Origin of the sequence: Brevibacterium album DSM 18261 (genome assembly GCF_000426445.1) — a bacterium.
GTDB classification, from domain to species: domain Bacteria; phylum Actinomycetota; class Actinomycetes; order Actinomycetales; family Brevibacteriaceae; genus Brevibacterium; species Brevibacterium album.
In genome coordinates, this window is record NZ_KE384526.1 from 606,511 (window position 1) to 619,209 (window position 12,699).

Genomic DNA, 12,699 nt, shown 5'->3' on the forward strand with positions numbered 1-12,699 from the left:
TGAGCTGCGGGACGGCGTCGCACAGGGGGCTGCCGCGAGGGGCCCCAGAGCAGTGCGGCCGGGTCTCAGATGCTCACGCGTAGTCCCGGCGCAGGAGCGCGGGTCCGCACCGTGCCCCGGGTCCCGGGCGCGCAGGGCCGGGCGGGGAGGAGCACTGCGTCGGCGTCTGCCTGCCGCAGGGGCGCGGCCGGCACGAGTCCGAGGAGGCGCACGACGGCGCGCACCGCGAAGGGAGTGAAGGCCGTGACCGCGAGGATCCCGACGACGGCAAGGAGCATCGCGCCCGGAAGATCCGCCTGCGGGTAGGCGCCCATGACCTGGGCGAGGGCGAACACGAGGAACTGCGCCATGAGCCAGATCGTCGTGAGCACGGCCGCATCTCCTCTCGCAGAAACCGGGCGGGTCACTGCAGTCTACGGGACGGGGTGCCGCGGCACGGGCCGCACTGGAGGCGAAAAGGCCCCCGTCCTGAGACGGAGGCCTGTCGGAGCCCCAAAAGGGAATCGAACCCTTGACCTTTTCCTTACCATGGAAACGCTCTGCCGACTGAGCTATTGGGGCAACAGGAAGACACTGTACACGGTGCAGGAGGCGGACGCACACCTGATCCCGGCGACGCCCGTCGTCTCACGGGCCAGCCGGACCGGACGTCGCCTCCCGGTGCGAGGCATCTCCTCGCCGCACCGGTGTCGTCCTCGAACGGCGTGACCGACAGAGGTCCGCGGCACAGCCGCGGTCCGCATTTAGGATCATGGAATGCACCCCCCAGATTCAGGCGGCGGAGTCTCCGAGCCCGCGGCAGGCCTGTCGATGACCGATGTGCGATCGCGGCTGGAGTTCCTCAGCACGGTCGGGCACGGGCTGCTCGAGTCCGGCCTCACGAACGGGCAGGCCGAGCGCGCGCTCACGGACTGCGGCCGCCGGCTGCGGATGGAGGATCTCTCCATCTCGGCTTTCGGGCGGATGCTGATCCTGGAGGCATCCACCGGAGAGGGCGCGACCGTGTCCTCGTCCGGCGCGGCGAGAAGCCTCGATGCCATCGACTGCACCCGCTCGCGCGAACTCGGGCGCCTCGCCCGGCTGACGGTGCAGGCCGAGGCCGCGCACCGTCCGGGCGCGAGCGGGCGGGAGCACCTGGCCATCGCGCGTCAGGTCGCCGACCGGCTGCGGGACACCGCCACACCGTGGTGGATCGTTGCGGCGGGAATGACGATGCTGGCGTTCTTCATCTGCATGCAGGTCGGCGTGTCATGGCAGGCGTGGGTGACCGCCGCTCTGGTGCAGGCCGCGTCCTCGCTGCTGGGGCTCGGCACGAGCAGGCTGCTCATGCCGAGGCTGTTCGCGATCGCCCTGCAGAGCACCGGTGCCGGAGTGGTCGCGACGCTCCTCGTACAGGGACAGTTCGTCGGCCCGGTCGGCGCGGCCGCGGCGATCGCGGTGAACTGGCTGCTCCTGCTGCCTCTCCCCCAGGTGATCGGCGCGGTGACGGATGCGATCGACGGTGATCACCTCTCGGCCGCCACTCGCGTCGCGAGCGTTGCAGTCGCAGCGTTCGGAATCGTCATCGGGGGGACGCTCACGTTCGCCCTCGGCGAAGCCCTGGGGATGGAGCACCCCCGGATCGAAGCGCTGCCGGCGATGCCCTGGTACCTGGTGCTGGTCTTCTCAGCGCTCGGGGCGGTGGCGAACTCGTTCGCCAACGGCGGCCGTCTGGATCTCGTGGCCCCCGCCGCCTTCCTCGGCATCGCCACGGGGGCGGTGAATCAGGCACTGCTGCTGTGGGCGGGCCTTCCCCCGGTGTGGGCGGCTTCGCTCGCCGCAGCACTGCTCGGCCTCCTCAGCGCCCGCATCGCCGCTCGCACCGGCTACCCGAGCCAGGTGCTGGCTCTCATGGGGGTGACGGGCGCACTGCTTCCGGGAATCCCTGTGTTCTTCGGCATCGTCCAGCAGATGGGAGGGGCTGCGGGCCTGCCGTCATTCATCACAGCCGGAGCGGTCAGCCTCGGCATCGGCACGGGAGTCGCCCTCGGCGGCTACCTCTCGCGACTCTGGGAGAGGACCACGGTGGGAGCGTCCGCCTCAGCAGCCGTCTCCTCGTGAAGCGTGTCGCTGCCCTCCCGTGGTGCCTCACGATGCTCCTATTGGCGTCAAGCGGCCCCTTCCTCGGCACTCGCGGACGGCGGCTCCGCGAACGGGAAGAGCCCCCATCCGCGAACGGATGGGGGCTCTGACGTAGCGGGAGGGGGGCTCGATCCCCCGACCTCACGATTATGAGTCGTGCGCTCTAACCAGCTGAGCTACCCCGCCACAGGCGAGTCTCCTCGGCCTAGGCGAACCTGAGATTCACCAGAGCCCCAAAAGGGAATCGAACCCTTGACCTTTTCCTTACCATGGAAACGCTCTGCCGACTGAGCTATTGGGGCGAACGGGATGTAACTCTACACAGCTCCCGGAGCGGATGCAAAGCTCCGTCCCGCGTTTGTGACAGACGACTCAGACCGCCTCGAACCGGGCATCGAGGTACCCCAGGAGGCGCCCCGGCCGGTTGGTGATGATCCCGTGCACACCGGTGCCCAGGAGCATCTCCCATTCCGCCGGCTCGTCCGGTGTCCAGACGAACACACCCGCGCCCGCACCCAGGAACGAATCGACGACCCCCCGCCGCATGAGCAGGCCCCGGTGCGAGGGGTTGTAAGCCATCAGCTCGAGGCCGTCGAGGTGCTGCAGATCCTCCTCCCGGGGCATGGTCCGCAGCAGGCAGCGCTCCAGCATGGGCGCGATGCTCTGCAGCAGGCCGAGCGTGGGCACCGAGAAGCTCTGCACCATCACCCGGTCCGCCAGCCCGTGCTCCACCACGAGTCCCGCCACTGCGGCCACCGCACCTGCCGACCAGTCCCCCTTGAGCTCGAGCAGCAGCCGCCCGCCGAAGTCCCCGGTCTCGCGCAGCACGGTCTCGAGCCGGGGGACGCGCTGACCCGCGAAGCCGAAGCCCGCCCACAGACCCGCATCCAGACGTGAGAGCGCGTCGTCGTCGAAGCGGCCGACCTGGCCGCCGCCGTTGGTCGTCCGGTCCACCGTGGGATCGTGCATGACCACGGGTGTGCCGTCGGCCGTCACGTGCAGGTCCACCTCGATCCAGTCGGACCCCACGAGCCGTGCCGCGTCCACCGCGGCCATGGTGTTCTCCGGCACCGCCTCGGAGTACCCCCGATGCGCGATCACCCAGGGCCTCCTCTCACCGCCGGGCACCTCGTCGACCCCCTCGCGCATGAAGCGCGCATGCCGGATCCGCTCCCCTGTCACGCTCCCCGCACCTCGCTCATTCGGCCCTCTCCTCTCCTCGGACGGCCTGCACCAGCCGCCCGTATCCGTCGTTCGCGATGCTCCGCCACAGCGCCGCGGCCGCGCGGGGCGACTCCTCCTCCAGCCGGGCGAGCGCCTCGGCGGACAGCAGGGTGAACTCCGAGCGCTTCGCCGCCAGCACCGCGAAGGGATGCCCCGCACCGGCGCCCAGCGCGTACTCGCCGAACGTCGCACCGGCCCGCAGCACCGCGACCAGCTCCCCGTCCGGCGCCACGCTGCGCACCTCCCCCGCGCGGACGAACCGGATCCCGTCGAACTCGTCCCCGGGACGGCGGACGACCGTTCCGGCCTCGACCGTCTCCCGCACGAGCAGGCTCCGCACCGCCGCGGCGTCGGCAGGGCCGAGGCCCGCCAGCACGGGCCCCTCGGGGCTCGGGTCCGGCAGTGCGGGCAGATCGGCGCCGCAGTGCCGCAGCACCTCCTCCTCGGCCCAGACGAGCGCACCGTGACGGGAGGTGAAGACCTCGACGACGAGATCGTCGGCATGCGCGCCCAGCAGCCCGTCGGGGTCCGCCGCGGCCATCGCGACGCCGTCATCGGCGAGACTCGCTGCCAGACGCGCGAGGCTCCTGAGCGCCGGCGGGGCGAGTCCGTCCACCCGGCCGATGTCGAAGACGAGGCACAGGGGGTCGTCAAGGCCCTCCACCAGGCGCGAGACCGCCTCGAAGCCGCTGAAGTGCACCTCCCCCACCAGCTCCACGACATGGGCGCGCGAGCCGTGGGCCTCCAGCACCGCCTCGGCCGCGGGACTCCGGCGCAGCGAGGAGTGGTCCCTGTCGGCGGTGGTGTGCGAGCGGATCACGGATCTGCCCGGCTTCGCCGCGCGCACGATGTGCAGCCCCAGGTCCGCCGACATCTGCTCGCAGGCCACGATGCCCTTGGCGCTGTTGCCGTGCCGGTCGAGCGGCGGGGAGAAGGTCGCAAGGCCCAGCTGGCCCGGCAGCACGGCGATGATCCCTCCGCCGACACCGCTCTTGGCGGGCAGGCCCACGGTCGTCGCCCAGTCCCCCGAGTCGTCGTACATGCCGCATGTGAGCATGACCGAGAGCACCCGCTCCACGACGGCCTCGGGGAAGACCCGCTCCTGTGTGAGGGGATTCGTCCCCAGGTTGGCGAGCGTCGCCGCCATCATCGCGAGGTCCGCGGCGGTCACCGCGATCGCGCACTGCTTGGTGTAGTCGTCGAAGGCCGGATTGGGGTCGCCCTCGATGATCCCCCACGAAGAGAGGAACCAGGCCAGGCCGCGGTTGTGCGCACCGGTGTCGTAGTCCGTCTGCAGGACATCCTCGTCGAGGCTCAGCCGACGTCCGGCGCAGGCGGAGAACACGGAGAGGATGCGCTCGAAGGCCGATTCCCCGCGCGCGGGCCGCACGAGCGAGGTCGCCGCGATGGCGCCGATGTTGATGAGTGCGTTCTTGGGCCGGCCGCTGCCGGCCTCCGAGGACAGGTCGTTGTACGCGCTGCCGGAGGGCTCCACGTCGATCTTCTCGTCCACTCGCTCGAAGCCCGCGTCCATGAGCGCGAGCGCGTAGACGAACACCTTCGAGATGGATTGGATGGAGAACTCCTGCCGGGCATCGCCCACCTGGTAGGTGAAGCCGTCGGCCGTCGTCATCGCGATGCCGAGGTGGTCCCTCCGCCCTCCATAGAGGACGGCGAGCCCGCCCTCCGGGCTCTGTGCCGCGGCCGTGCGCGAACCCGGGGTCGGATGCGCGGCGAGAAGGTCCGCTCTGCGCACGCGGGCATGCAGATCGTGCAGATACGTCTGGACCGGTGAGCGCATGCGTGCCACCCTACTCCGGCGCGGGCGGCACAGCCGAAGGGCGAATGGCACGGAGGAGGCGACGGGATGAATGCGAAGAAGACCCCTTCACCAGCTGTTCCGCCGGTGAAGGGGTCTTCTCACCCACAAGGGTGGCAGGTATAGGATTCGAACCTATGAAGGCAATGCCGGCTGATTTACAGTCAGCTCCCTTTGGCCGCTCGGGCAACCTGCCGTCGTGCTCGCTGAGCACTCGTAGAACAATACACGCCCGCCTCGGCGCACGCAAAATCGAGCGCGGCTCCCGCCCGGATAGCATGAGGGGGCTGCGGCCGCCCGCCCTCACGGCCGGCCGCACCGGGAACTGACAGCAGGCCGCGGACGCGGCGCACCCACAGCCCCAAGGAGGCAGACATGGCAGCGGATTCCAGCTTCGACATCGTCAGCAAGGTCGATCGCCAGGAGGCGGACAACGCGCTCAACCAGGCCGCCAAGGAGATCAGCTCCCGCTACGACTTCAAGGGCACGGACGCCTCGATCGAGTGGAAGGGCGAGGGCATCCAGATGCGCGCCGTCGCCGAGGACCGGGTCACCGCCGTCCTCGACGTCTTCCAGTCGAAGCTCGTGCGGCGCGGCATCTCCCTGAAGTCGCTCGATGCCGGCGAGCCCTACCAGTCGGGCAAGGAGTACCGGATCGATGCGAGCCTCAAGGAGGGCATCGACCAGGAGAACGCGAAGAAGATCTCCAAGATCATCCGCGATGAGGGCCCCAAGGGCGTCAAGCCGCAGATCCAGGGCGATGAGCTGCGCGTGACCTCGAAGAAGCGCGATGACCTCCAGGAGGTCATCGCGCTCCTCAAGGGCAAGGACCTCGACCTGGACCTCCAGTTCACGAACTACCGCTGAGGCGCGGACCGGACCGCAGACGGCGGGTGCGAGGCGGCCCGGAGGAGATCTCCTCCTCCGGGCCGCCTCGTCCATTCAGCCGTCCGCGCACGCCCGGACGTCCTCACGCACCCGGCCGGCACCGAACACCCAGCCGGCCTCGACCACCCCGCACCTCGGGCACCCGAATATAACGAGACGATAACGATGCGGGAGGGTGGCCCACGCCACCGCCCGCAACCCCCGCTCGGCCAGTCTCCTTGTGGGATATCAGGGGCCGGGCCACAGCGTCCGCCGGACCCCGCGCCCCGGGATTCCGGGTCGGTTTCAGCGAATGTGCGGTTGATCTCAGCGCTCAGCTCGCTAGGTTGAATGGCGTGACTCATGCACATGCAGAGCCCATGACCACCGTCCCCCACCCCGGTTCCGGCGCACCCGCCGGAGCCCACCAGGAGACCGCGCCCACCCTCTTCCGCGCCCCGGCTCCGGCCGACGGCGGGCACATGTGGACCCTCGCCCGCGACAGCCGGGTCCTCGACCTCAACTCCTCCTACTCCTACCTGCTCTGGTGCCGGGACTTCGCCGCCACCTCGGTCATCGCCGAGGTGGCCGGAGAGCCCGCCGGCTTCGTCACCGGCTATCTGCGCCCCGACGCGCCCGGCACCCTCATGATCTGGCAGGTGGCCGTCGATTCCCGCTTCCGGGGGCACGGTATCGCCGCCGCCATGCTCGAGCATCTCGCCGCACGCACTGCCGCGGACCGCCTCGAGACCACCATCACGGAGGACAACGCCGCCTCGATCCGCCTCTTCACGGCATTCGCCGAGGCGCATGCGGCCCCGCTGACCACCTCGCCCCTGTTCGTCCCCGAGGACTACCCGGACGGACACGAGACCGAGTTCCTCTACGAGATCGGACCGCTGCGCTCCCGGGCCTGAACCCGCCCGGCCCCTGCACGGTCACTCGCCTGCGCCGCCGCACACCGGCGCCGGAGGCCAAGCCTCACCGATCCTCGGGGCGTCCCGGTGCGACAGCCGGACGTCCTGACCATCCGCCGCAGCTGCCGAGAGCCGGCACCCGGGTGGTCGAACTCACGAAGGAAGGTAGAAACCTGCCATGACCGAGATCTACTACACCCTCGAGTCCGAGGTCCGCAGCTACTCCCGCAGCTGGCCCGCCGAGTTCGTGAAGGCCTCGGGCGCCACCCAGACCGCCGCTGACGGCACGGAGTACCTCGACTTCTTCGCCGGCGCGGGCGCGCTCAACTACGGCCACAACAACCCCGTGGTCATGCAGCCCCTCATCGAGTACCTCCAGTCCGGACAGGTGCTGCACTCGATGGACATGAAGACCCCGGCCAAGCGGAGGTTCCTCGAGACATTCAAGAAGCACATCCTCGAACCCCGTGACCTCAACTACAAGGTGATGTTCCCCGGGCCCACGGGCACCAACACCGTCGAGGCCGCCCTCAAGCTGGCGCGCAAGTACACCGGCCGCCAGCACGTGCTCTCCTTCACGAACGCGTTCCACGGCATGACGCTGGGCTCGCTGTCCGTCACGGGCAACTCGATGAAGCGCGAGGGCGCGGGAATCCCGCTCACCAACTCCTCGAAGATCCCCTACGACGACTACTTCGACGGTGAGACGCCGGACTTCCTGTGGCTGGAGCGCGTCCTCGAGGACTCCGGCTCCGGCGTCGACAAGCCCGCCGCTATCATCGTCGAGACCGTCCAGGGCGAAGGCGGCGTGCGCGCCGCCCGCGCCGAATGGCTCCGCGGGCTCGCAGAGCTCTGCCGACGCCACGAGATCCTGCTCATCGTCGACGACGTCCAGGCCGGCTGCGGCCGCACGGGCACCTTCTTCAGCTTCGAGGAGGCCGGCATCGTGCCGGACATCGTCTGCCTCTCGAAGTCGATCTCCGGCTCAGGCCTGCCCCTGGCGCTCACCCTCTTCCGCCCCGAGCTCGACATCTGGTCCCCCGGCGAGCACAACGGCACCTTCCGCGGCAACAACCCCGCGTTCGTCACCGCGACGGCGGCACTCGAGGCGTACTGGGCCGACGACTCGTTCCAGCGCGAGCTCGCCGAGCGGATCGAGCTGCTGCAGACGCGGCTCACGAAGATCGCCCTGGCCGCGCCCGGTCTCGGCGTGCGCGGCCGCGGCATGTTCGCAGGCCTCGTCTTCGCAGAGGCCGAGCTCGCCGGGAAGGTCGCCGCCGAGGCCTACCGCAACGGCCTGCTGGTGGAGACCTCGGGTCCCAAGGACGAGGTCGTGAAGCTCCTGCCGCCGCTGACCGTCACGCCCGACGAGCTGAACAGGGGCCTCGACATCATCACCGAGGCCGTGAGCGCAGTCGTGCCGGCGCCCGAGCTCGCCGGCGCCTGAGGCGCCCCGTCACCCACCCCCACAGCACAAGGAGACACCGCATGTACGTCGTCAACATCGACGATCTCGACGGCACCGACCGCGATGTGAGGTCCGAGACGTGGCGCAGCCGCCGCATGGTCCTCGCGAAGGAGGGCGTGGGCTTCTCGTTCCACGAGACCACCATCTACGCCGGAACCACCTCCACGTTCCACTACCAGAACCACTACGAGGCGGTCTACTGCGTGGCCGGCAGGGGCACGCTCACGAGCGAGGAGACGGGCGAGTCGTGGGAGCTGCGCGACGGCACCCTGTACCTGCTGGACGAACATGACAGGCACACCGTTCGCGCCGAGGAGGAGCTGCGGCTCATCTGCACCTTCAATCCGCCGGTGACCGGCCGCGAGGTCCACGACGAGAACGGCGTGTACCCGCTCGTCACGGAGGCCTGAGCGCAGGCGTCCCTGCCGGCGGGCCTGCGCATCCCCACAGCGCGGAAGCACTGAGACGTCTCGGACCTCCGTCCGCACACTGCATGTGTGCGGACGGAGGTCCGAGCAGTTCTGCGGGCCTGTCGCCGAAGACTCAGCCGGCTCAGACCGCCTGTGCGATCCGCATCCCCTCGCTGCGCGAGTGGGCGAGCATGCCCTCGCGCGTGGGGATCTTCACCCGCTCACGGCCCTCGGCCTCGCCGAGGGCCTTCTCCGCGGCCTCGAGCCGGTGGAAGCCGTCCCAGTCCGCGTAGTCGACGCCGCGGGCCTCCAGCAGCGCGAGGATCGCATCCTCCTCCGGGTGCTCGGGGCTGAGCAGACCGCCGGCCGCGTGATCCTCGATGAGGTGGGTGATCGTCTCCAGCGCATCGCCCTTGGTGTGGCCGATCAGCCCCACCGGTCCGCGCTTGATCCAGCCGGTCGCGTAGACGCCGGGCACGCGCGGGGCCTCGGCCGCGGTCTCCTGCGAGGACCCGGCGTGCACGCGCCCGCCCACGTTCGTGATGACGCCCCGGCGCGCATCGAAGGGCAGGTCCTCAAGCGGCGAGCCGAAGTAGCCCACGGCCCGGTAGACCGCGCCCACCTCCCAGTCGTGGAACGTGCCGGTGCCGGTCACGCCCCCGTTGCCGTCGAGCTGCTGGCGCTCCGTGCGCAGGCCGGTCACGCCCGTGGACTCATCGCCGAGCACCTCGGCCGGGGCATGGAGGAAGTGCAGGTGCAGCCGCCGGGGGGCGCCCGTCTCCTCGCGCAGGGTGAAGTCCGTGAGCGTCTTGGTGACCTGCTTGGTCTGGTTGTTCGAGTGGATCTGAGCCATCGAGGCCTCGTCGAACTCGTAGTCCTCCGGGTACACGATGATGTCGACGTCCTTGACGTGGCCGAGCTCGCGCAGCTCCAGCGGCGTGAACTTGGCCTGCGCCGGACCTCGGCGGCCGAACACGTGCACATCGGTCACCTTCGAGCTCCGCAGGCCCTCGTACACGTGCGGGGGGATCTCTGTGGAGAGCATGTCATCGGCCTGCTTCGCGAGCACGCGGGCCACATCGAGGGCCACGTTCCCATTGCCGAGGACCGCGACCTTCTCCTGGTCCAGCGGCCACTCCTGCGGGACGTCTGGGTGCGCGTCGTACCAGTTGACGAAGTCCGCGGCGCCGTAGGAGCGCGGGAGGCCGATCCCCGGGACGTCCAGCGCGGCGTCGTCGAAGGAGCCGGTCGAGAAGATCACGGCGTCGTAGTGGGCGCGGAGGTCGTCGAGCGTGATGTCCGTGCCGAAGTCGACGTTGCCGAGGAGCCGCACATCGCCCCGGTCCAGGACCTTGATGAGCGCGTTCTGGATCCCCTTGATCCGCGGGTGGTCGGGTGCGACGCCGTAGCGGACGAGGCCGAACGGCACCGGGAGGCGTTCGAACAGGTCGATCGAGAGCTCGAAGTCCCTTTCGGCCTTGGTGAGCAGATCAGCCGCATAGATGCCCGCCGGGCCGGCCCCGACGATCGCCACACGAAGAGCTCTTCCCACAGTGCACACACCTTTCACGGGCAGCGCTTGCCTGCCCCACCGTTCGGGTGGACCCTCAAACTGTGCGGACGGCCGTCTGCGCCCTCCGCCAGGTCCGGTCGTTGCGAAGTCCAACCCACGATCTTAGTGCCGCCTCACCTGTTCGCGCCGCGATCCGGCTCACACCCGTCTCGCCCGGGCCGCCCTTCTGCGCAAGCTCACAGGTTCTCACTAGACTGCGAGGGTGACTCACCCCAGCGAACCGGCAGGACTGCCCGAGGACGAACAGGCCCGGCGTCGGGCAGGGCTCATGAGCGGGGCCGGCGCCTACCTCCTGTGGGGGCTCCTGCCCCTCTACTTCACCGCCCTGGCCCCAGCCGACAGCCTCGAGGTCCTCGCCCACCGGATCGTGTGGTGCACGCTGTTCTGCCTCGTCCTGCTCGCCTGCACCGGCGGCTTCTCCCAGCTGCGCGCCGCGCTGACCGACAGGCGCGTGTTCCTCACGCTGAGCCTGGCCGCGGTGCTCGTGTGCGCGAACTGGCTCGTCTTCCTCATCGGAGTGCAGACCGGCAACGTCGTCGAGGTCTCGCTGGGCTACTACATCAACCCCCTGCTCTCGATCCTGCTGGGCGTCATCGTCCTCCGCGAGCGGCTGCGCCCCCTGCAGTGGACCGCGATCGGCATCGCGGCGGCGGCCGTCCTCGTCATCGCCGTGGGCTACGGCGCGGTCCCGTGGTTCGGCCTCGCCGTCGCCGTGTCCTTCGCCGCCTACGGCCTCGTGAAGAACAAGGTGGGCGCGAAGGTGGGCGCGCTCTCCGGCCTCACGGTCGAGTCGATCGTCCTCACGCCCTTCGCCGCGGGCTGGATCGGCTGGACCTATCTCGCCGGCACCGCCACCTTCACCGGCGAGGGCACCGGCCACCTCGTGCTCATGCTCCTGCTGGGCCCGGCCACCGCGCTGCCGCTCCTCCTCTTCGGCTCGGCGACGCGGCGCATCCCGCTCAGCTGGGTGGGCATGCTCCAGTACGTCACGCCCACCATGCAGTTCCTCACCGGCGTCCTCCTCCTGGGCGAGCACATGGACCCGGCGAGATGGGCGGGCTTCGGCCTCATCTGGGCGGCCTGCCTCGTGCTCGTCGCGGACATGGTGCGCAGCTCGCGCAGGCGCTGAACGGCGCCCGGGGCGCGTCCGCCCGGATCGAGCCGCCCCGCTGAGCGCTCCCGGCTCAGCCGGCGCGTTCGACCACCTGCCGCGCGAAGGCCTCGAGACCCGTGCGCACCTCGCCCGCGGGCAGGGCCTCCAGCGCCTCGACCGCCTCGTCCGACCAGCGCCGGGCCTCGGCCCGGGCCCGCGCCGTGACGGGATGGGCGGCGAGTGCCGCGCGGGCCGCCTCGAGGGCCGCATCCGAGGTGAGGTCGGCATCGAGCAGGGCCACGACCTCGGCGGCGGCCCTGTCCCCGGCATCGGCGGCGGCCCGGACGTAGAGCACGGGCAGCGTCGGCACGCCCTCGCGCAGGTCCGTGCCCGGGGTCTTGCCGGAGTCTGCGGCCGAGGAGGTGAGGTCGATGATGTCATCGGCGAGCTGGAAGGCCACGCCCACCTTCTCCCCGAACTCGCGGATCGGCGCCACGAACGCCTCGTCCGCACCGGAGTAGCGCACCCCGAACTCGCCCGAGGCCGCGATGAGCGAACCCGTCTTGTCAGCGAGCACCTGGATGTAGTGGGCGATGGGATCGGCTCCGGCCTCGGGACCGGAGAACTCCGCGAGCTGGCCGAGGACCAGGCGCTCGAAGGTCTCCGCCTCGAGCCGGACGGCCTCGGGGCCCAGCCGCGCAGAGAGCAGCGAGGCCCGGGCGAAGAGGAGGTCGCCGGTGAGGATCGCGACGGAGTTGCCCCACACCTCGTGGGCGCTGGGCGCGCCGCGGCGCACGGGGGCGTCGTCCATGACGTCGTCGTGGTAGAGGGTCGCGAGATGGATGAGCTCCACGGCGGCGGCCGCGTCGAGGATCTCCGGGCGCGCGGGGTCGCCGAGCTCCGCCGCGAGCAGCACGAGCATGGGCCGCACGCGCTTGCCGCCGGCGCGCATGAGGTGGTGGGCGGCCTCGTCCGGCAGCGTCCGCGTCTGCGCCGCGGCGGCCTCGAGGCGCTCCTCGATCTCCGCCAGGCGAGCGATCATGGACTGCGCGAGCGCCGAGCCCTCCGGTGCGAAGGGACCGGCCTGAGCGGGCGCATCCGTCTGCGCGCGTCCTCCGGCGTTCTCCGCCGGTGCGGTCTCGGAGCGCTCACCGGCGGCGTCGGAGAGCTGGGGCGCGCGTGCGTGCGTCATCGGGTCGTCCATCAT

11 protein-coding genes and 4 tRNA genes are annotated in these 12,699 nt (G+C 70.4%); 6 read left to right on the plus strand and 9 right to left on the minus strand.

Translation table 11 applies throughout. The annotated features are described in order from the left end of the window. Nucleotides 1-65: 65 nt before the first annotated feature. A complete protein-coding gene (locus tag K318_RS0116410) occupies nt 66-371 on the minus strand; it encodes a hypothetical protein (protein WP_029090287.1) in 306 nt (101 codons plus the stop codon). Between the two features lie 117 nt (nt 372-488). Next, nucleotides 489-561 (minus strand) — tRNA-Thr (locus tag K318_RS0116415). 195 nt (nt 562-756) lie between these two features. On the opposite strand from K318_RS0116415, the gene K318_RS0116420 reads away from it, so the two are divergent. Then, complete coding sequence (locus tag K318_RS0116420; RefSeq protein WP_084500341.1) at nt 757-2,100, plus strand: threonine/serine exporter family protein; 1,344 nt, start codon at nt 757-759, stop codon at nt 2,098-2,100. Between the two features lie 133 nt (nt 2,101-2,233). Here K318_RS0116420 and K318_RS0116425 read toward each other — a convergent pair. The 5 genes from K318_RS0116425 to K318_RS0116445 all read right to left on the minus strand — a co-directional run bounded on the left by K318_RS0116425 (nt 2,234) and on the right by K318_RS0116445 (nt 5,360). Further along, nucleotides 2,234-2,307, minus strand: a tRNA-Met gene (locus K318_RS0116425). A 43-nt stretch (nt 2,308-2,350) separates the two neighbouring features. Beyond that, nucleotides 2,351-2,423 (minus strand) — tRNA-Thr (locus tag K318_RS0116430). A gap of 70 nt (nt 2,424-2,493) precedes the next feature. Beyond that, a complete protein-coding gene (locus K318_RS0116435) occupies nt 2,494-3,303 on the minus strand; it encodes a glycerophosphodiester phosphodiesterase (RefSeq protein ID WP_245579926.1) in 810 nt (269 codons plus the stop codon). Nucleotides 3,304-3,319: 16 nt separating this feature from the next. Continuing rightward, on the minus strand, nt 3,320-5,146 hold the full coding sequence (gene glsA, locus K318_RS22685; protein WP_035282618.1) for a glutaminase A: 1,827 nt from the start codon (nt 5,144-5,146) through the stop codon (nt 3,320-3,322). A gap of 132 nt (nt 5,147-5,278) precedes the next feature. Beyond that, nucleotides 5,279-5,360, minus strand: a tRNA-Tyr gene (locus K318_RS0116445). A 179-nt stretch (nt 5,361-5,539) separates the two neighbouring features. Here K318_RS0116445 and K318_RS0116450 point away from each other — a divergent pair. The 4 genes from K318_RS0116450 (at nt 5,540) to K318_RS0116465 (ending at nt 8,826) form a co-directional block, all read left to right on the plus strand. Further along, complete coding sequence (locus tag K318_RS0116450; RefSeq protein ID WP_029090290.1) at nt 5,540-6,031, plus strand: YajQ family cyclic di-GMP-binding protein; 492 nt, start codon at nt 5,540-5,542, stop codon at nt 6,029-6,031. A gap of 356 nt (nt 6,032-6,387) precedes the next feature. Then, on the plus strand, nt 6,388-6,948 hold the full coding sequence (ectA, locus tag K318_RS22690; protein ID WP_245579927.1) for a diaminobutyrate acetyltransferase: 561 nt from the start codon (nt 6,388-6,390) through the stop codon (nt 6,946-6,948). Between the two features lie 178 nt (nt 6,949-7,126). Beyond that, a complete protein-coding gene (ectB, locus tag K318_RS0116460; RefSeq protein WP_029090291.1) occupies nt 7,127-8,395 on the plus strand; it encodes a diaminobutyrate--2-oxoglutarate transaminase in 1,269 nt (422 codons plus the stop codon). A gap of 41 nt (nt 8,396-8,436) precedes the next feature. Beyond that, on the plus strand, nt 8,437-8,826 hold the full coding sequence (locus K318_RS0116465; RefSeq protein WP_029090292.1) for an ectoine synthase: 390 nt from the start codon (nt 8,437-8,439) through the stop codon (nt 8,824-8,826). 142 nt (nt 8,827-8,968) lie between these two features. Here the strand turns inward: K318_RS0116465 and K318_RS0116470 are convergent, their stop codons facing one another. Continuing rightward, complete coding sequence (locus K318_RS0116470; protein WP_035282195.1) at nt 8,969-10,360, minus strand: FAD-dependent oxidoreductase; 1,392 nt, start codon at nt 10,358-10,360, stop codon at nt 8,969-8,971. A 241-nt stretch (nt 10,361-10,601) separates the two neighbouring features. Between K318_RS0116470 and rarD the strand changes: the two genes are divergently transcribed. Continuing rightward, nucleotides 10,602-11,528, plus strand: coding sequence for an EamA family transporter RarD (gene rarD, locus K318_RS0116475; RefSeq protein ID WP_029090294.1), 927 nt, complete (start codon nt 10,602-10,604; stop codon nt 11,526-11,528). A 55-nt stretch (nt 11,529-11,583) separates the two neighbouring features. On the opposite strand, the gene K318_RS22695 is transcribed toward rarD, so the two are convergent. Continuing rightward, the gene (locus K318_RS22695; RefSeq protein WP_084500416.1) at nt 11,584-12,684 is read right to left on the minus strand and encodes a polyprenyl synthetase family protein; all 1,101 of its coding nucleotides are present in this window, start codon (nt 12,682-12,684) and stop codon (nt 11,584-11,586) included. Nucleotides 12,685-12,699 lie beyond the last annotated feature (15 nt).